Here is an 18026-nt window from a genome sequence, read left to right on the forward strand (position 1 = left end):
ACCCGCCGGCGCCTGGCCGGCGGCGGCAACCAATTTGGGACGGTCACGTCGCCGAGGGGCGACCAACGACAAGGGGGACACGATGTCGGATGCGCTCTCTGCCTGGACAGGCTTCACGCAAAGGAATGCGCTCGCGCGCTTCCTGGACATCAACCTGCGCGGTGCCGGCCAGGTCATCTTCCAGAACAATCCCCTCACCGGCCTGTTCTTCCTCGTCGCCATCCTCTGGGGCGCGATCGCCAGCGGCCAGATCGACATCGCCATTGGCGCGGTCGTGGCCCTGGTCGTGGCGACCGTCACCGCCATGCTGCTGAATGTGGACCAGACGTCGCTCGAACAGGGAATGTTCGGCTTCAACGGCGTGCTGGTGGGCGTCGCGGTGCCGACCCTGCTCGCCGATGGAGCGGCGATGTGGTTCATCCTTCTCGTTGGCGCGGCGGTCTCGACCGTCGTGATGCTCGCCGTGTCCAAGGTGATGAAGACTTGGGAAGCGCCGGCGCTCACCTTCCCGTTCGTGCTGACCTCCTGGTTCCTGGTGCTCGGCGCGTATTCCTTCGGGCATCTGCCGATCGCCTCGATGGGCCCGGCGGCCCTGCCGCATGCGCAGGACATGGCTGGCGCGGATTCGGCGCTGAATGTCACGGAGTTGCTGCTGGCTTGGCTCAAGGGCCCGGCGCAGGTCTTCCTGATCAACAATCCGGTCAGCGGCGTGCTCGTGCTGCTCGGCCTGCTTGTCTCGTCCGCCTGGGCGGCAGGCCTCGCGGCGATTGGCGCGGCGGTGGCGCTGGCCGTTTCGCTGGCGCTCGGCGCCAGCCTCGCCGCCGTGACGGCCGGCCTCTACGGCTTCAGCCCCGTCCTGACGGCGGTCGGCCTCGGCTGCGTCTTCTATGCGCCCTCCCCGCGCGTTCTCGGCTTCGCGCTGCTCGGCACCGTCTTCACCGTGCTGGTCCAGGGCGCCATGAATGCCGGTGTCGCGCCGCTCGGCATCCCGACCTTCACCGCCCCGTTCGTCTTCGTCACCTGGCTGTTCCTGCTGCCCAAGGCCGACCTGAAGCCGCATCCGCATGGCCTCATGCAGGGCGGGCTGTTCAAGAAGACGCCCTGACGGGAGCCCCGCGCTCCCGCCATCCGCCAAGACGAACCGTCTTGGCGATGCCTCTGCCTGTTCCGGGGAAAATCATGACGATCGCGCTGTATGTTCTGGCCTTTCTTGTGGGCGCCATCCTGCTCGCCCTCTATTTCCGCTCGATCGTCGTCGTCGCGCTGCTGAACTCGAAAACGAACGACTTCGTCGAGCGCAATGCCCGGCGGAGCGCGGTCGCCATCATCCAGCGCTTCATCGGCCGGAGCATCGGCTATACCGAGATCCAGCGGCGCCAGGCCTGGATCATGCCGCTCTTCGTGCTGCTCGCGGTGGTGACGTGGTTCCTGCTGGTGCAGATCGCGTTCACCGGCATTCTCTGGGGCCTGCGCATCGAGCCGGATTTCTGGCGGGCGCTGAGCGCCAGCGGTTCGGCGCTCAGCACGCTCGGCTATCTCACGCCCTCGACGCTGGTCGGCGAATACCTTGCCGTCTTCCAGGCTGCGATCGGCCTCGCCGTCGTGATGCTGCTCTTCACCTTCGTTCCCGGCTACCAGGCCGCGATCCAGACCCGCGAGCGAAGGGTCGGCTGGTTCTATGCCCGTACCGAGGACGAAGCCAGCAGCGAACGCTATCTGGGCTGGCTCCTCGAAGAGAAGGACGACGGCAGCATCGGCGAGGGCTGGGAGGACTGGGAGAACTGGTTCCGCGGCATCCGCGAAACCCATACGCTGTCGCCGATCCTTTCCTATGTCCCGTCGATCTATCCCGGCACAAGCTGGATCGCCACATCGCTCAGCGTGCTCGATACCGCAACGGCGCTGGCGGCCTGCCTCGGCCGCCAGGCGCCGGCGGAAGCCCGGCTCTGCCGTCGGGAGGGCGCCACCACGATGCGTCTCCTGGCCGCCGCACTCGACGTCGGCGCGCCGCGCCGCCCGAACGACCGCGCCGCCAACACCAACCGCTTCGACAGGCTCTACGACGCGCTCGTCACCGCCGGATTGCCAGTGATCCACGATCGGGCCGAATGCCGCCGCAGCTATCTTGCCATGCGGGTGGAATACGCCCCGTTCATCCATCAGATCGCCCTGGCAACCCTGACGCCGACCTCGGTGCTCGACGTCACCGGGCCGTTCCTCGGCACGGCTTCCGCACCGAACGAGCCGATCCACAGCGCGATCTAGGCACCTGGCGCCCCCTGCGCCCCTCTCCTGGAAGGGAACACCGAGCCCTCTCCCTGCCCGCTCCGGAAGCGGACGGGGCGGACCGGCGCGCTTCCGGAATCGCCCAGGTCGCTCCTGGGCGACGGCGCATCTCGCCTTCGTGGACGGAGCAAGGCGCGGATCCTGCCCTTGCCCCTTACTGTGCCGGCTGCATCAGCTGCGACAGCCGCGCCAGTTCGAAATCGACCTCCTGAAAGGCCGCATCCGCGTCCGGGCTCGTTGCCGCGAGCGCATCCGGCGCCTCGGTGCCACCAACCGCGGAGCCGGTTCGCAAGCCCTCGAGCCTGGCGAGGCGGCGCTCGACACTGGCGGGGTCGAGCGTGACGGCGCCCGAAAGACGGAGTTGCGCCAATCCGGTGATGCGGTCGCACAGGCGCTCTGCCTCGACGACCGCCGGGAACCATGCGGCGGCCTCGCGGCTGGCGGGCGGCGGTTCGGCGATGGCGCGCTGCAGGCCGGCGCGCACATTGGACAGGCTTCGATAGGCGGCCGTCATCGCGCTGAACAGCTTTCCAGGCGCGGCCGCCTTGTCGGCGGCATCGGTGGCGCAGGCGGCCCGCAAATAGACCTCCGACGCCGCCACCGCGCGATCAAAGGACTGGCGGATCTCCGGGACGGGATCGCGCGGCCAGATCAGATAGCCGAACACGACGGCGATGCCGGAACCAATCAGCGTGTCGACAAGCCGTTGCGCGCCGAAATCGACCGTCCCCTGCGCGGTCATGTCGATCAGGATCAGGATCAGCGGCGTCATGAAGGCGCATTGCATGGCATAGCCGCGTTGCCCCGCACCCGGCAGGACCAATCCAAGCGCCGCCATGCAGGCGAACAGCCAGATCCCCTTCGGGATGAGGGTGAGAATGGCCACACCGATGAACACGCCGATGATCGTGCCGATCGAACGCTGCATCGCGCGGACGAAGACGGATCCGAAGTCGGGCTTCAGCACGATCACCACGCAGAGCGGGATCCAATAGGATCGGACTCCGCCGAGATAGCTCTGCGCCGCGAAGGCGATGGCAAGGCAAAGGGCCAGCCGCAGCGCCGAGATGACGACGTCGCGGCCCGGCGCGAGGCGGCCGATCCGGTCGAGCCACCAGCGCCGCTCCAGCAAGGACGGCGAAGGCATGGGATGGGGACGCGACGCACCGGCGGCCGCCTGGGTCCGGGGCGCCTCGCCCGGCCAGATCTCGTCGCACAGGCGGCCGACATAGCGCATCAGCAGCGGCGCGTCCGGCGCGACTTCCGCGCCCGCGGGCCGCGCTCCGCTCTTGGCCACGGCGTGGGCGATCTGCTCGAGCCGATGCCCGGCCGCGTGCAGGGTCTCGACCGAATTGCCGCCGGCAACCAGGGTGGAAAAAATCAGGCTCGCCGTCGACAGGATCGCGGCGCGGCGGTTGCTGTCCGGCGTGCTGCCTTCATTGCCGAGCCGCGTTTCGAGCAGGCCGGAATAGGCCTTGAGCATCGCGTCGGTGACATGGCGGCGCTGCCGCTCGAATGGAGTGTCGAGCGCGGCTGCCACCTGGGCCGGCGGGGGATCGGCATCGATCCGCGCCAGATGCGACAGCGACCGTAGCAATTGCGCCAGCGTCGTCCGTTCCGGCAGATGGCGGTCGAACGCCGCCTCGATCCCCAGCAACAGCGCGGCAAAGGCGGCGCCACCGGCAAACAGCAGCGTCGGCAACCAGATCGATGCCGGAGGATGGCCGGCGCCCGCGATCACCGCCAGCATCAGCATCTGCATGGCCGCCTTCGAGAAGACCGCGCCATAGCCGCTGATCAGGCCGGAAAGAATGCCGACCAGGATCAGCATGACCAGGGTCAGCAGCCCGTGCCCCGACACCAGCGACCCCAGCACGAAGCCGGACATGGCGATCGGGACGATGATCAGGAAGTTATGGAGACGGACCGAATAGGGATCGGACTGGACCTTGATCGAATTCAGCAACGCGCCGAGCGCGACCAGGATGGCGGATTCCGTCTGGCCGGTGATCAGCCCGACCACCATCGGCACCGTCACCGCGATGGCCAGGCGGATCGACTGGCGCCACGGCCAGGCCGCCTTCGGATTGAGCCGCGTCAGGTTCACGAGCCATTCGGCAGGCCTGTAATGCATTCGCTGTACCATTGTCGCACCGGCCATCGCCGGGGCCGCAACCGGAGGCTTTGGCGATTCACCAGCCTAATCTTATAGTTGGTAAAGCCGGGCAGGGAAACGGCAGCGATCCGCCGGACCTCGGATGTCACCGCGCGCCGTCAGCCGCCGACATGCACCCAGGCATAGGCGAGAAGCGCCACGACGCCGACAAGGATCCCGGCCAGAAAGGCCGCGACGATCCACCCCGTCGGCGCAGCCGCCATGGCAGGCGCAATGACCTCCGGCGCCTCGACCGCTGGTTCGCGGCCGAGCCGGCGCCGGTCCCGGCGCGGCGTCTCCGCCTGCGCGGCGGCGCGCCGCAACAGCCAGTCGCCCTCCAGCGCGCGGTCGCGCTCGATGATCCGCTCGGCGACGTAGTGCATGACACAGTCGGCCATGTCATCGAGATCGGCGGTCTCGAGAATGACGGTGCGGCCGAGCCGCGTGTCCTTCAGGAAGCGATAGGTTCGACGGTCGCGCGCCATAGAGACGAAGGAGGTCATGTCGATCCAGAAGCGCGGCTGACTGCCGGTATCGATCTGCGCCACGAACTGGTCGTCGCCCTCGGGAACCTCCGCGAAGACGCCGCGCAATTCATCGGCCAGCAGGTCGAGCCTGGCCCGTTCGGCGTCCCTCAGTTCCACCACCACGTCGGCGCGCTCCGCCTCCGCCAGCCGGACCTTGCGGATCGCATCGGCGAGATGGCGGACATTGGAAGGCGAACCCTGCCTGCCGCTGGCGTCGGTCATCCCCTGGCTCCGAAGTGATGCGATCTCATGCCGCCACCCTAGCAAATCCGCAGCAACGCCGCATCCCCCGGATCGAGCATGGGCCCGGGCGCGCGGAACCCTGTGACGCCACATCCCGGAAAAGCACGACAAAGGCTTGAGATCGCCTGAATTCTGACGATTATCGCGCCCGGGTCGGGACGGATACGGAGACATGATGATGCGATTCGCCTGGATCGCCGGTGCGATGCTCGCGGCAACTGCCGCGCTTCCCGCCAGCGCCGACGTGATCTATCCGCGCGGGCTGGTGAAGGCCCCGGAGACGCTCGACCCGCAGAAGGCCGCGACCTTCAACGAGACTCCCATCCTCTACGATTTGTTCGAGGGTCTGGTCGCGCTCGATGGCGAGGGCAAGACCGTCCCCGGCGCCGCCGAGAGCTGGACGATCTCGCCCGACGGCCTCGTCTACACCTTCCGGCTGCGCGACGGCGCGCGCTGGTCGAATGGCGACGTGGTCAAGGCCGCCGATTTCGTCGCCTCGTTCCGCCGCCTGTTCGCGCCCGAGACGGGCGCGACCGAGACGGGGCCGTTGCTCGTCATCAAGAACGCCGCCGCCATCCAGCAGGGCAGCGCCAAGGCCGACACGCTGGGCGTCGCGGCGCCGGATGCCAAGACGCTGGAGATCACGCTGGAACGGCCGGTGCCGACCTTCCTCGGCCGCTTGGCCCTTCCGGTGGCTCTGCCCGTCAACGTCACGTCGATCCGCAAGCTCGGCGCCGATTTCGGCACCACGGGCAAGATCGTTTCGAACGGCGCCTATCGCCTGGCCGCGATCGACAAGAAGGACGGCTATATCCTCGTCAAGAACCCGCGCTTCCGCGATGCCAAGGCGATGCCGATCGACAGTGTCGTCTACAAGGCGTTCGACGATGTCGCCGGCTGCGTCGAGGCCTATCGCGCCAAGGCGGTGCTTTCCTGCCCCGACGTTCCGACCGAGAACCTCGCCGAACTGAAAGGGGAATTCGGCGGCGCGCTGCGGCTCGCGCCCTTCCCCGGCACCTATTATTTCGCGATCAACACCACCAAGAAGCCGTTCGACAAGGTGGAGGTGCGCCGGGCCCTGTCGCTCGCCATCGACCGCGAGGCGCTCGCCAGCGCCGTCTGGTCGGGCGGCATGGTGCCGGCCGACACGCTGGTCCCTCCCGCCCTTTCCGCCTCGCCGGCCGCAACGCCCCAGCCGATCGAGACCCGCCGCGCCGAAGCCCGCAAGCTGCTCGAGGCTGCCGGTTTCGGCGAACTCGCCGCCGTGGCGCCAGCACCCGAGGATGCCGGCAAGCCAATCGCCGCGGCAGACGCGGCCCCTGCGAACGCCCCGGGCGAAAAGCCCATGGAGAACAAGCCCCTGGCCGACAAACCGGCCGAAAGCACCGCTTCGGGGACGAAGGACGCCGCCAATCCCGACGTGACCTATTCGATCACCGCCAAGCCGAGCGTCATCATGCCGGGTGATGCGGCGCCGGTTGCCGAAACGCCGGCTGACGAGAAGGCACCAGCCGACAAGCCGGCGGCGCAGTCGGCTGCGCCTGCGGCTCCCGATGCCAGGTCTTCGGTTCCTGCTGCCAAGGAAGAAAAAGCAGCGGGGGACACCGGCCCCAGCCCGCTGCGCCTGACCATCCGCGTCGGCACCGGCCTTGGCCATGAGGAGACGGCGCGTATCGTCGCCGACCAGTGGAAGAAGATCGGGGTCGAGGCGACGATCGTCACCGAGGCCAACCCGGCGCATTTCGCGCGGCTGCGCGATGGCGGGGATTTCGATGTCGCGCGAACCGGCTGGATCGCCGACGAGGCCGATCCGATCGACCTGCTGACGGTGCTGCGCAGCGACAATGTCCGCTTCAACTATCCGCGCTACACCAACCGCGATTTTGACAAGCTGCTGGACCAGGCGGCCGTCGACATGGACCGGGAGCGTCGCCAGCAGGAACTCGGCGCGGCAGCGGCCTTGCTTGCCGCCGACGCGCCGATCATTCCCTTGCTTGGCTACGTCTCGCTATCGCTGGTGTCGCCGACACTGACAGGCTGGAGCGACAACATGCTCAACGTCCACCCGACCCGCTTCCTCGCGGTCAATTAGAGCGTTTTCGAGCGAAGTGCGTACCGGTTCGCGTGAAGAAAACGCGATCCGACAAGGAGTGAGCCTTTCCCCGTTTCAGCGAAACGGGGAAAGGCTCTAGCGTCGGCGCAACCGGCTTAGCGACAGGCGACGTAGTGGCGGCGGCCGTAATTGTCGCGCCAGTAGCAACGACCGGTCGCGTCCGCGATGATCGCGCCGGTCACCGCGCCAACACCGGCGCCGATCGCCGCTGCGCCGACGCTGCCGCCGGCAATGCCGCCGACCGCTGCGCCCGTGAGGCCGCCGACGACGGCGCCGTCACCAGTGCGGGAGCCGGTCGTGCAGCCGGCAAGGACGGCGCCGGTCAGGGCGAGAGCGATCACCAGGGAACTTTTCTTCATGTCGACCTCCTCTGGACGCCGCCGGGGGGCACGTCCTGAATGCATGATTGCCAAATTGTAATGCAGGAGGTCCGCGATGGGTTCCGAGGCGACGCGTCCGGCCATCTCGCCGGCGCGCCAAAGGGCCCGGAGCCGAGGCAAAAAAAAAGAAACGGCCGGAACCAGGTTCCGGCCGTTTTTAGGTCGGCAGCCGCACCCTCCCCGATCGGGTCGGACGGCCGCGCGATCTGGCGAGGCAGGAGACGGCCGATGCGCAGCGCGCCGCGGTCCGCCTCATGCCCCGGGAAGCGATTAGCGGCAGGACGTGTAGTGACGACGGCCGTAACGGTCCTTCCAGTAGCAGCGACCGGTCGCATCGGCGATGATCGCGCCGGTGACCGCACCGACGCCAGCGCCGATGGCTGCCGCGCCGACGCTGCCGCCAGCGATGCCGCCAATGGCTGCACCGGCGAGGCCGCCGACAACGGCACCGTCACCAGCGCGCGAACCGGTGGTGCAGCCAGCTGCCACTGCGCCGAGGGCAACGAGCATAACGAGCGTAGAAGCCTTCTTCATCAATCTCTCCTGTCGATGTGAACCCCCGAGGGAGGCCGTCCGAGCGGACCCGTCCGGCTCCCCCGCATTGGCGCTCGATCCAGACCCCGGCATTCGCGAGAATCGCCGGAGACCGACATCAAAGCCATGCACCCGCGCCCCTTGAAGGGTCAGTCAGGCTTGAAGTCAAGCTAGCTGTTCTCCAGAGCACAGAGAAGCGGCAAGTCGAATCGGAACCACCACTTCTAATTCCGTTGTCAACAGAAGTATAATAGTCACACGATGCCGCTGGAGCTTCCGCCGGAAGACGGCCGCTCGGCTGTAACCTTGGCGCGGTAGCCGGCCGCGCGATACACGCCGACCGGGTCGATCGCGCCGCCCTTGGCGAGCCGCGCCTTGGCGAGGATCGGGCCGACATCGGTGGTGAAGGCGCGCTTCAGCGACTGGTTCGCCATCAGCACGTCGTTCGACTCCTGATAGCCCGCGAGTACAGGCCGGTCGACCAGCAGCGCCTGCGTATAGGCGCGCAGGATCTCGATCGCGCTGGTCATCAGGCTCTCGATCGGGTCGGTCACATTGTGCGACTGGTCGATCATGTAGGCGGGCGTGAAGCCCTTGGCCTTGCGATATTCGGCATCGACCAGCTCGTTGAAGACGAGGAAGAGCTGGAACGGGTTGATCGACCCGGCATCGAGGTCGTCGTCGCCATATTTCGAATCGTTGAAGTGGAAGCCGGCCAGCTTCTCGAACTGGATCAGCCGGGCCACGATCATCTCGATGTTGACGTTGGGCGCATGGTGGCCGAGGTCGACGAGGCAGAAAGCCTTGGGGCCGAGTTCCTGCGCGATCATGTAGTTGGTGCCCCAGTCCTGCACCACGGTCGAGTAGAAGGCGGGCTCGTAGAGCTTGTGCTCGGTGAAGACGCGCCAGTCATCCGGCAGCGCCGCATAGACCGACTTCATCGCGCCGAGATAGCGCTCGAACGCGCCGGTGAAATTCGACTGGCCGGGGAAGTTGGAGCCGTCGCCGATCCACACCGTCAGCGCCTTGGAGCCGAGCGCCTTGCCGATCTCGATCGTCTCGATGTTGTGCTCGATCGCCTGCTGGCGAACGGCCGCATCGGTGTGCGACAGCGAGCCGAACTTGTAGGAATGCTTCTGGTCCTTGGCGTCGGAGAAGGTGTTGGAGTTCATCGCGTCGAAGCCGAGGCCGAGCGAATCCGCCTTGGCCTTCAGTTCCCTGACGTCGGCCTTGTCCCAGGGGTTGTGCAGCGAGACGTTCGGTGTCGCCCGCGTCAGCTGGTTGATGACGGCGCAATCGTCGAGCTTCTCGAAGATGCCGCGCGGCTCGCCGGGGCCGGCGAAGCGGGCGAAGCGGGTGCCGCCGGTGCCGACGCCCCAGGAGGGCACGGCGACGGTGAAGGCGGCGACCTTGCGGGTGATGACGTCGATGTCGATGCCGCGCCGGTCGAGCTGCTCGCCGAGCGAGGCATAGTCATTGGCGAGCGCGGCTTCCTCGGCCTTGTTCTTTTCGGCCAGAAGATCGGAAGAGATCGGAAGATCGGTCATGTGGCGGGTCCTCCCCAAGCCTATGTTCATGGAACGGCCCGGCTGCCGAAGCCGCCTGGGACCGTTCGAGAATTCTCTAGGCCGAGCCGGGTGGCGTGGTCGTCGAGAACCGGAGCGGAGCGGACTTTGGGTCCGTGAGCACCGGAAGCGCAGAAGACCGCGTCAGACGGCCGGCCTAGTAGAATTGGCGGACGGTCTCAGCGCGTGAACGAAATCACGTTGCCCGCATCCACATTGATGATGTTGCCGGTCGACTTGTTGGACAGGTCGGCGGCGAGGAAATAGGCGGCCTCGGCGATGTCTTCCGGGAACACGCTGCGCTTCAGGAGCGAGCGGTTGCGGTAGAACTCCTCGAGATCATCCTCGCCGATCTTGTTGGATTCGGCGCGCTGCTGGCGCCACTCGCCCTGCCAGATCTTCGATCCGCGCAGCACCGCATCCGGGTTGATCGTGTTGACGCGGATGCCGAACGGCGCGCCTTCCAGCGCCAGGCAGCGGGCGAGATGGATCTCGGCCGCCTTGGCGGTGCAATAGGCGGAAGCGCCGGCCGAGGCCGCGAGGCCGTTCTTCGAGGCGATGAAGACGATCGAGCCGCCGAGCTTCTGCGTCTTCATGATCCGGTAGGCGGCGCGCGAGACGAGGAAGTAGCCGGTCGCCAGGATCGCGATGTTCTTGTCCCAGGTCTCCAGCGTCGTCTCCTCGAAGGGCGCCGCCGACGAGATGCCGGCGTTGGAGACCAGGATGTCGATGCCGCCAAATTCGATCAGCGTATCGTGGAACGCCTTCTCGACGGCCGCTTCGCTGGTGACGTTGGCGATGACGCCGCGGATGTTGTCCTTGCCGAACTTGGCGCCAAGGCCGGAGACGGTCGTGTCGAGCGCGTTCTGGTCGATGTCGGCGATCATGACGACCGCGCCTTCCTGCAGGTAGCGGACGGCGGTGGCCGACCCGATGCCGCCGGCGCCGCCGGTGATGAAGGCGATGCGGCCGGCGAGCGACTTCGGCTTCGGCATGCGCTGCAGCTTGGCTTCCTCGAGCAGCCAGTACTCGATATCGAAGGCTTCCTGCTCGTCGAGACCGACATAGGTCGAGACCGTCGAGGCGCCGCGCATCACGTTGATGGCGTTGACGTAGAACTCGCCGGCAATGCGGGCGGTCGCCTTGTCGCGGGCAAAGGTGATCATGCCGACGCCGGGGATCAGATAGACGACGGCGTTGGGGTCGCGCATCGCCGGGCTGTTGGCATGCTTGCAGCGCTCGTAATAGGCGGCGTAATCGGCGCGATAGGCGTCGAGCGCGCCATCCAGGCCGGCGAGCACCGCGTCCAGATTGTCCTTGGCCGGATCGTAGTCGACGACCAGCGGACGGATCTTGGTGCGCAGGAAATGATCGGGGCAGGACGTGCCGAGGGCCGCCAATGCGCGAAGCTGAGCGGAATTGACGAATTCGAGCACGGCCGGCTGGTCGTCGAAATGACCGATCTTGGATTCCGTCTTGCCGATCCGGCCGCGGATCTGCGGCATCAGCGCGGCCGCCACGGCGCGGCGCTTGTCGGCGTCGAGCGACGGCGAGACGGCGCCGCCGAAGATCGGCTTGCCTTCCGTCTCCTTGGCGAACCACTCGATCGCCTTGTTGATGATCTCGAGCGTCAGCTCATAGGCGTCCTTGGAGGTGTTGGCCCAGGTGAACAGGCCGTGGCTCTCGAGCACGACGCCCTTGGCGTTGGGGTTCTCGTTGGCGAACTTGGACAGCCACAGGCCGAGCTCGAAGCCGGGGCGCTTCCAGGGCAGCCAGCCGATGGCGTCGCCATAGATCTGCTGCGTCAGCTCCCTGGAGTTCTGCGACGCGGCGATGGCGATGATCGCGTCCGGATGCATGTGGTCGACATGCTTGTAGGGCACGTAGGCGTGCAGCGCCGTGTCGATCGAGGCGGCGCGCGGGTTCAGGTTGAACGTGCAGTGCGGCAGCAGGCCGACCATCTCGTCCTCATGCTCGAGGCCGCGATAGATGCCCTTCAGTGCTTCCAGCTTGTCCTGATAGAGGGTCGCGAAACCGTCGAGCTTCATCGAGCCGACATCGCCGCCCGAGCCCTTGACCCAGAGCACCGTGACGTCCTCGCCGGAGAGCGGGTCCTTCTCGGTGACCTTGGCCGAGGTGTTTCCGCCGCCGAAATTGGTGATCCGCTTGTCGGAACCGAGCAGGTTCGAGCGATACAGCAGAAGCTCGGACTCGCTGAGGCCGGCGGCCTTGGCGTCATCCCAGCGATTGTCGAGGCGGTGCGAGGAGGCGGGTGAGGTCATGATCAAAGCTGCTCTTGATCGGTCGCCGCCGCGCAGATGCGAGCGCATTCGGATCGGCGAACCATCCACGGGGGACGTCGCTCGGCCTTTCGAGCCGAGGACCACGCAATTGCGGATCATGATCTGTCAGCCACTTCGGGCTTTGTCAATCAAAAGCGGTCAGATATGGGCCATACCGCAGCGCAATATGACCGATAATGATCCTTTTGCGCCGCATCATTATCGATGATGATCGTTTTTGATTGACAATCATCGGAAAGCTTGGAAAATCCGGGCCAGTCGGAGGGTTGCATGCACGAAATCGAGCGTCACAGGATCATCCTCGGCGAGGTGGCCGAGCGCCCCGTCGTCACGGTGGCGCAGCTCGTCGGCCTCACCGGCGCCTCCGAGGCCACGATCCGTCGCGACATCACCGCGCTCAACGATGTCGGCCAGCTGCGCAAGGTGCGCGGCGGCGCCGAGCGGCGGCATGGCGAGAACGGCATCGGCAGCCTGATGACGCCGGCCTTCGAGGAAACCCGGCTGCAGAACCTCGCCGCCAAGCGGGCGATCGCACGGGCCGCCGCCGCCTTGGTCGAGGACGGCGAATCCATCATCGTCAATGGCGGCACCACCACCTATTGCCTCGGCCCCTATATCGCCGAGCGCAAGCTGCGCGTGCTGACCAATTCGCTCGATCTCGCGCTCTACCTGATCGCCAATGGCGATTGCCAGGTCGTGCTGCCGGGCGGCGACGTCCATCGCGAGCAGCGCATGGTCGTCAGCCCCTATACCAGCGACACCGTCATCGAGCATTTCTATGCCGGGAAATATTTCCTCGGCGCCCATGCCATCCGCCGCCAGGGCCTGATCGAGGGCGATCCCGTGCTGATCAAGGCCGAACAGAAGATGCTGAAGCAGGCCGAGCAGGTGATCGCGCTGGTCGACGGCTCCAAGTTCCAGCCGCGCGGCAGCCTGATCCTCTGTCCGCTGACGCAGCTCGACCGCGTCATCACCGACAGTTCCGCCCCGCAGGAAGCCTGCGACATGCTGCGGGACGCCGGCGTCATCGTCGACGTCGTGGAGGTTCCGCCGGAAAGCTGATGCCCGCAAGTCCCGCCAATCCCGGCCAATAAGAATCGGCGCAAAGCCGAACATTCAAGGGAAACGCCACGTTATGCAGCCGATCCTCGCACTCGACGGGGTCTCGAAGTCGTTCGCCGGCGTTCACGCGCTGAAGAACGTCTCCTTCGATGTCCGACCGGGCGAAGTGCATGCGCTCATGGGAGAGAACGGCGCGGGAAAGTCGACGCTGATCAAGGTCATGGCCGGCGTCCATGCCCCCGACAGCGGCGAAATCCGCGTCAATGGCGAGGTCGTGCGCTTCGCCTCGCCGCGCGAGGCCCGCGCCGCCGGCATCGCGACGGTCTACCAGGAACTCCTGCTCTTTCCCGAGCTCTCCGTCGCCGAAAACATCTTCCTCGGCCACGCGCCGCGCACCACGATGAACGCCCTCGACTGGCCGAAGATGCGCAATGAGGCGCGCCGGCTGCTCGACGACCTCGACAGCCACGACCTCGACGTCGATGCCCGCGTCGGCAGCCTCTCGGTCGCCAACCGCCAGCGCGTCGAGATCGCCAAGGCGCTGTCGCAGGATGCGCGCGTGCTGATCATGGACGAGCCGACGGCAGCGCTAGCCGACGCCGATGCGCGCCGGCTGATGGATGTCGTGCGCCGCCTGCGCGATCGCGGCGTCGCCATCGTCTATGTCTCGCACCGCATGCCGGAGATCTTCGCGCTGGCCACCCGCGTCTCGGTGCTGCGCGACGGCGCCTATGTCGGCACCAGCGATATCGGCGACATCACCGAGGCCGAGCTGGTCTCGATGATGGTCGGCCGCCCCGTCGACCAGTTGTTCCCCAAGGCCAATACCGAGATCGGCGCGACCGTTCTGGAGCTGCGCAATGTCGGCTATCGCGACGAAATCGAGAACATTTCGCTGACGCTGCGCGCCGGCGAGATCGTCGGCATTGCCGGGCTGATCGGATCGGGCCGCACCGAGCTGGCGCTGACCATGTTCGGCATCACGCCGGCGACGTCGGGCGAGATCCTGCTCGACGGCAAGCCGATCGCCATCACCAGCCCGAAACAGGCGCGCGACCTCGGCATCGCCTATGTGCCGGAAGATCGCGGCCTGCAGGGTCTTATCAAGTCGCAGACCATCCGCGAAAACCTGTCGCTGTCGCTGCTCGACCGGATCTCGACGGCCAGCATCATCAACCGCGCCAAGGAATCGAGCCTGGCGCGCGAGTTGATCAAGCGCTTCGGCATCCGCGCCCGCGGCCCGGAACAGCGGGTCCGCCAGCTCTCCGGCGGCAACCAGCAGAAGGTCGTGCTGGCGAAATGGGTGGCGACCGAACCGCGCGTGCTGATCATGGACGAGCCGACGCGAGGCATCGACGTCGGCGCCAAGGCGGAGATCCACGCGCTGATGAGCCGGCTCGCCGGCCAGGGCCTGGCCGTCCTGATGATCTCCAGTGAGCTGCCCGAGGTTCTCGGCATGAGCGACCGCGTGCTGGTCATGAACAATGGCCGCATCGTCGCCGAATTCGCCCGCGCGCATGCGACGCCCGACAGCGTCGGCGCCGCCATGATGCAGACCCAGACGCTGGCGGAGGTGGCGTGATGTCCTTGTCCGCACCCGCCGCCGCCCGTCCCGCCCCGCCGATGCGCCTGCTGAAGCGCGTCGCCGCCTATGGCCAGGAGTTCATCCTGCTCGGCGCCATCGCGGCGCTGTTCATCATCGTCGGCATCATCAGCCCGCGCTTCTTCGGCGCCAACAACATCTCCAACATCTTCGCCGGCAACGCCTACATCGCGGTCGCTGCGATCGGCATGTCGCTGGTCATCATCTCCGGCCATATCGACGTTGCCGTCGGCTCGCTGATCGGCGTGCTGGCGACGATTTCGGGCCTGCTGGCGGTCAACGGCTATCCGATCTGGCTGGCCTGGCTGGCTCCGGTCGTCATCGGCATGATCGTCAATGCCGGCGTCGGATCGCTGGTCGCCTATCTCCGCATCCCGTCCATCGTCGTGACGCTCGGCATGCTGTCGATCCTCAAGGGCGGCCTGATCAGCGTCACCTCCGGCGCCTGGATCACCAACCTGCCCGAGGATTACCTGATCGCGCAGTTCCGCCTGCTCGGCGTGCCCTCGCCCGTCTGGTTCATGGTGATCCTGACGGCGCTGGTCGCCGTCTGGATGCGCTATTCCAGCTTCGGCCGGACGATCTACGCGATCGGCGGCAATGTGGAGGCCGCGCGCGTCGCCGGGATCCAGGTCGAGCGCTCGACGGTGATCGTCTTCGCCATCCACGGCGCCTTCGCCGGCATCGCGGCCGTGCTGTTCGCCACCCAGCTGCAGGTGATCCAGTCGACCGTGCCGCCCAATCTGGAACTGACCGTGATCACCGCCTCCGTCGTCGGTGGCGTCTCGATCCTCGGCGGCACCGGCACGGTGATCGGCTCGACGCTGGCCGCCATCCTGTTCGCCGCGATCGCCTCCTCGCTCATCTTCCTCAACGTCTCCGCCTATTGGCTGCGCTCGGTGCAGGGTCTGCTGATCCTCATCACCGTGCTTGCCGACATGGCGCGTCGACGCCGGCTCCGGTGACGCTCCGATGACCGCAACCCTTCGCTCCCTGCTTCGGCACGAAACGATCCTCGCCATCCTCCTGGTCATCGTGCTCGCCGCGCTGGCGACCCAGTCGGATCGCTTCTTCACCACCGCCAACCTGCTCAACCAGGGCCGGCTGATGACCGAGGTCGGGCTAGTCGCGCTGGCGATGACCTTCGTCATCGTCACCGGCGGCATCGATCTCTCGGTCGGTTCGATCCTGGGCCTGACCGCGATCCTGCTCGGCGTGTTCTGGCACAATCTTGGCCTGCCGCTGCCGGCAGCCATGGTACTGGCGGTGCTCGCCGGCGGCATTGGCGGCCTGATCAACGGGCTGATCATCACCCGCTTCAAGGTGCCGCCGCTGATCGCGACTCTGGCGACGCTCGCGCTCTATCGCGGCCTTGCCGAGGGCATCAGCCAGGCCCGCTCCGTGCGCGGCTATCCCGAGTGGTTCTTCGTGCTTGGCCAGGGCGAAGTCTGGGGCGTGCCGACGCAGCTCTGGATCCTCGGCGTGCTCGTCGTCATTGCCGCCGTCGTCCTCGGCCTCACCACCTTCGGCCGCGCCACCTACGCGACCGGCGCCAACGAGACCGGCGCGCGCTTCTCCGGCATCGGCGTCGATCGCACCAAGATGCTGATCTACACCGCCTCCGGTCTTGTTGCCGGCGTGGCCGGCGTCATCTTCGTCTCGCGCGTTTCGACGACGCGTTCCGACATGGGCACCGGCCTCGAACTCGACGTCATCACGGCCGTGGTTCTCGGCGGCACGTCGATCTTCGGCGGACGCGGCACCATCATCGGCACCGTTCTCGGCCTCATCCTGATGCAGGCGCTGAAGAACGGTCTCGCTTTGTCCGGGGTCAAGGGCGACGGCACCATCGTCGTCATCGGCCTCGTACTCATCCTCGCGATCGTCGCGAGCAACATCTTCAGCCGCGAAGGCGACGGCTGAGTCTGCAGGGGATGGAAGGGTCTCGCCAAAACAACAAAGGCCCGGAAGTCATTTTGGAGGAGAAGAGCAATGTTGAAGAGAACCGTAGCCCTGGCACTTGGACTGAGCCTGGGCGTGAGCAGCGCGGTCCTCGCCGCGACCTGGACCGGCGGCGACGACCTGCCGACCAACCCGCTCGCCTGCGACGGCACGGCGGCGGCGCCCGTCGCCAAGCCCTATGATGGCGGCGAAGTCACCAACCAGCCCGATCGCAAGGGCAAGCCGATCAAGGTCGTCGACGTGCCGAAGCTGATCGGCATCGGCTATTTCAATGCCACCTCGAAGGGCATTGCCGAAGCCGCCAAGGAACTGGGCAATGTCGACGTCAAGACCGACGGCCCGACCCAGGCGAACATCGACCAGCAGATCTCGTTCATCGACAACTACATCACCTCCGGCGTCGACGGCATCCTGTTCGCCGCCAACGATCCGGTCGCGATCGCGCCGGTGCTGAAGAAGGCGCTGGCCGCCGGCATCAACGTCGTCGGCTATGACGCCAATTCCGAGCCGAATGCGCGCCAGTGGTTCGTCAACCAGGCCGAATTCAACGGCATCGCCAAGTCGCTCGTCGACAACATGGCGAAGGAAATCGGCGAGGACGGCTCGTTCGCCATCGTCACCTCGACCTTCACCACGCCGAACCAGGCGCGCTGGATCTCCGAGATGGCCGCCTATCAGGAAAAGTGCCATCCCAAGATGAAGTGGCTGGAGACGGTCGAAGCGCAGGAAGACAACGTCCTGTCCTTCAATCAGGCCACGACGCTGATCAACAAGCATGGCTCGGACCTCAAGGGCATCTTCGGCATGACCTCGGTCGCGACCCCGGCATCCGCCGAGGCCGTCACCCAGGCCGGCCAGTGCGGCAAGGTCGCCGTCATCGGCCTCGCCACGCCGAACGCGATGAAGCCCTATGTCGACAAGGATTGCGTCAAGTCGGTCGTGCTCTGGAACCCCGTCGACCTCGGCTATGCGGCGATGTACACGCTGCGCGCCGCCGCCGATGGCGACCTGAAGCCCGGCGCGACCTCGGTCAAGGCCGGCAAGCTCGGCGACCTCCAGGTGATCAACGGCTCCGAGATCCTGCTCGGCGCGCCCTACACCTTCACCAAGGAAAACATCAACGACTTCGACTTCTAGTCGAATCGTCGCGGACGCGAGGCAGGGGCAGCCCTGCCTCGCGCTGTTTTTGAGGATGGTCTGCCGTTACTTCACCTCTCACCGAGGAAGAGGTCGACGGCCCTAGGCCGGCGGGTGAGGGTTTGGAGTCCCATCCGGAGAATTCCCCAGACCCTC

At 66.5% G+C, this 18026-nt stretch carries 14 protein-coding genes; 8 read left to right on the forward strand and 6 right to left on the reverse strand.

Features of this window, described 5'->3' with window-relative positions; translation table 11 throughout:
• Window positions 1-82 precede the first annotated feature (82 nt).
• Window positions 83-1105 (forward strand): urea transporter, encoded by a 1023-nt coding sequence (yut, locus tag OSH10_RS02010; RefSeq protein WP_266329810.1) that lies wholly within the window; start codon window positions 83-85, stop codon window positions 1103-1105.
• A 74-nt stretch (window positions 1106-1179) separates the two neighbouring features.
• Window positions 1180-2265 (forward strand): hypothetical protein, encoded by a 1086-nt coding sequence (locus OSH10_RS02015; RefSeq protein ID WP_266329811.1) that lies wholly within the window; start codon window positions 1180-1182, stop codon window positions 2263-2265.
• Window positions 2266-2440: 175 nt separating this feature from the next.
• Here the strand turns inward: OSH10_RS02015 and OSH10_RS02020 are convergent, their stop codons facing one another.
• The gene (locus OSH10_RS02020) at window positions 2441-4420 is read right to left on the reverse strand and encodes an FUSC family protein (RefSeq protein WP_266329812.1); all 1980 of its coding nucleotides are present in this window, start codon (window positions 4418-4420) and stop codon (window positions 2441-2443) included.
• A 140-nt stretch (window positions 4421-4560) separates the two neighbouring features.
• Window positions 4561-5190, reverse strand: coding sequence for a hypothetical protein (locus tag OSH10_RS02025; protein ID WP_266329813.1), 630 nt, complete (start codon window positions 5188-5190; stop codon window positions 4561-4563).
• A gap of 193 nt (window positions 5191-5383) precedes the next feature.
• Here OSH10_RS02025 and OSH10_RS02030 point away from each other — a divergent pair, with 193 nt between their 5' ends.
• Window positions 5384-7303 carry an ABC transporter substrate-binding protein gene (locus OSH10_RS02030; protein WP_266329814.1) on the forward strand — a complete coding sequence of 640 codons (1920 nt, stop codon included), beginning with the start codon at window positions 5384-5386 and terminating at the stop codon, window positions 7301-7303.
• 116 nt (window positions 7304-7419) lie between these two features.
• Here the strand turns inward: OSH10_RS02030 and OSH10_RS02035 are convergent, their stop codons facing one another.
• From OSH10_RS02035 to OSH10_RS02050, 4 genes are all read right to left on the reverse strand, one after another.
• Window positions 7420-7683, reverse strand: a complete 264-nt coding sequence (locus tag OSH10_RS02035) for a glycine zipper domain-containing protein (protein WP_266329815.1) — start codon at window positions 7681-7683, stop codon at window positions 7420-7422.
• 291 nt (window positions 7684-7974) lie between these two features.
• Window positions 7975-8238, reverse strand: a complete 264-nt coding sequence (locus OSH10_RS02040; protein WP_266329816.1) for a glycine zipper domain-containing protein — start codon at window positions 8236-8238, stop codon at window positions 7975-7977.
• A 254-nt stretch (window positions 8239-8492) separates the two neighbouring features.
• Window positions 8493-9785 (reverse strand): L-rhamnose catabolism isomerase, encoded by a 1293-nt coding sequence (gene rhaI / locus OSH10_RS02045; protein WP_266329817.1) that lies wholly within the window; start codon window positions 9783-9785, stop codon window positions 8493-8495.
• A gap of 197 nt (window positions 9786-9982) precedes the next feature.
• Entirely contained in the window at window positions 9983-12085 is a 2103-nt protein-coding gene (locus OSH10_RS02050; protein ID WP_266329818.1) for a bifunctional rhamnulose-1-phosphate aldolase/short-chain dehydrogenase, read from the reverse strand.
• A 291-nt stretch (window positions 12086-12376) separates the two neighbouring features.
• Here OSH10_RS02050 and OSH10_RS02055 point away from each other — a divergent pair, with 291 nt between their 5' ends.
• From OSH10_RS02055 to OSH10_RS02075, 5 genes are all read left to right on the forward strand, one after another.
• Window positions 12377-13168 (forward strand): DeoR/GlpR family DNA-binding transcription regulator, encoded by a 792-nt coding sequence (locus tag OSH10_RS02055; RefSeq protein ID WP_266329819.1) that lies wholly within the window; start codon window positions 12377-12379, stop codon window positions 13166-13168.
• Window positions 13169-13241: 73 nt separating this feature from the next.
• Complete coding sequence (locus tag OSH10_RS02060) at window positions 13242-14750, forward strand: sugar ABC transporter ATP-binding protein (RefSeq protein WP_266329820.1); 1509 nt, start codon at window positions 13242-13244, stop codon at window positions 14748-14750.
• Complete coding sequence (locus OSH10_RS02065; RefSeq protein WP_266329821.1) at window positions 14750-15736, forward strand: ABC transporter permease; 987 nt, start codon at window positions 14750-14752, stop codon at window positions 15734-15736. The genes OSH10_RS02060 and OSH10_RS02065 overlap by 1 nt, the downstream gene beginning before the upstream one ends.
• A gap of 7 nt (window positions 15737-15743) precedes the next feature.
• Window positions 15744-16694, forward strand: coding sequence for an ABC transporter permease (locus OSH10_RS02070; protein WP_266329822.1), 951 nt, complete (start codon window positions 15744-15746; stop codon window positions 16692-16694).
• A 69-nt stretch (window positions 16695-16763) separates the two neighbouring features.
• On the forward strand, window positions 16764-17870 hold the full coding sequence (locus OSH10_RS02075) for an autoinducer 2 ABC transporter substrate-binding protein (protein ID WP_266329824.1): 1107 nt from the start codon (window positions 16764-16766) through the stop codon (window positions 17868-17870).
• Window positions 17871-18026 lie beyond the last annotated feature (156 nt).

The organism is Kaistia defluvii, from assembly GCF_026343955.1.
GTDB lineage: Bacteria > Pseudomonadota > Alphaproteobacteria > Rhizobiales > Kaistiaceae > Kaistia > Kaistia defluvii.

What these genes read in the sequence shown, in the direction of transcription:
- OSH10_RS02075 (WP_266329824.1), top strand. Translation starts at nt 16,764, where the DNA reads ATGTTGAAGAGAACCGTAGCCCTGGCACTTGGACTGAGCCTGGGCGTG.
- OSH10_RS02035 (WP_266329815.1), bottom strand. Translation starts at nt 7,683, where the DNA reads ATGAAGAAAAGTTCCCTGGTGATCGCTCTCGCCCTGACCGGCGCCGTC.
- OSH10_RS02025 (WP_266329813.1), bottom strand. Translation starts at nt 5,190, where the DNA reads ATGACCGACGCCAGCGGCAGGCAGGGTTCGCCTTCCAATGTCCGCCAT.
- OSH10_RS02070 (WP_266329822.1), top strand. Translation starts at nt 15,744, where the DNA reads ATGACCGCAACCCTTCGCTCCCTGCTTCGGCACGAAACGATCCTCGCC.
- OSH10_RS02055 (WP_266329819.1), top strand. Translation starts at nt 12,377, where the DNA reads ATGCACGAAATCGAGCGTCACAGGATCATCCTCGGCGAGGTGGCCGAG.
- OSH10_RS02015 (WP_266329811.1), top strand. Translation starts at nt 1,180, where the DNA reads ATGACGATCGCGCTGTATGTTCTGGCCTTTCTTGTGGGCGCCATCCTG.
- OSH10_RS02050 (WP_266329818.1), bottom strand. Translation starts at nt 12,085, where the DNA reads ATGACCTCACCCGCCTCCTCGCACCGCCTCGACAATCGCTGGGATGAC.
- yut (WP_266329810.1), top strand. Translation starts at nt 83, where the DNA reads ATGTCGGATGCGCTCTCTGCCTGGACAGGCTTCACGCAAAGGAATGCG.
- OSH10_RS02030 (WP_266329814.1), top strand. Translation starts at nt 5,384, where the DNA reads ATGATGATGCGATTCGCCTGGATCGCCGGTGCGATGCTCGCGGCAACT.
- OSH10_RS02020 (WP_266329812.1), bottom strand. Translation starts at nt 4,420, where the DNA reads ATGCATTACAGGCCTGCCGAATGGCTCGTGAACCTGACGCGGCTCAAT.
- OSH10_RS02065 (WP_266329821.1), top strand. Translation starts at nt 14,750, where the DNA reads ATGTCCTTGTCCGCACCCGCCGCCGCCCGTCCCGCCCCGCCGATGCGC.
- rhaI (WP_266329817.1), bottom strand. Translation starts at nt 9,785, where the DNA reads ATGACCGATCTTCCGATCTCTTCCGATCTTCTGGCCGAAAAGAACAAG.
- OSH10_RS02040 (WP_266329816.1), bottom strand. Translation starts at nt 8,238, where the DNA reads ATGAAGAAGGCTTCTACGCTCGTTATGCTCGTTGCCCTCGGCGCAGTG.
- OSH10_RS02060 (WP_266329820.1), top strand. Translation starts at nt 13,242, where the DNA reads ATGCAGCCGATCCTCGCACTCGACGGGGTCTCGAAGTCGTTCGCCGGC.